At 58.4% G+C, this 255-nt stretch carries 1 protein-coding gene; it reads left to right on the forward strand.

The window, feature by feature from the left end; translation table 11 throughout:
- A partial coding sequence (locus AB4Y42_RS44680; RefSeq protein WP_368697951.1) for a BON domain-containing protein occupies positions 1-151 on the forward strand: 151 nt, incomplete at its 5' end.
- Positions 152-255 lie beyond the last annotated feature (104 nt).

Below are 255 nucleotides of genomic sequence, written 5' to 3' on the forward strand. Positions count from 1 at the left end.
CGTCATCGCGAAGGGCGGCGCAGTGACGCTCGACGGAACCGTGGTCGATGCATCGCAGATCGACAAAGTCAGCGAGATTGCGAAAGGCGTTCCGGGCGTCACATCCGTTACCAACAAGTTGACGGTCGAAAAGCCTTTTGGCGGGCAGTAACTGGACTTGGCGGCGATCCGACAGAGCCTGATGTGATGTCGGGGCAGGAGCTTAACGCCCAATCCATTTCCATCAACCGACCGCTTCTGGGCCTGCAAAAGTGG

This window comes from Paraburkholderia sp. EG286B (assembly GCF_040965655.1).
In the GTDB taxonomy this organism is placed as follows: domain Bacteria; phylum Pseudomonadota; class Gammaproteobacteria; order Burkholderiales; family Burkholderiaceae; genus Paraburkholderia.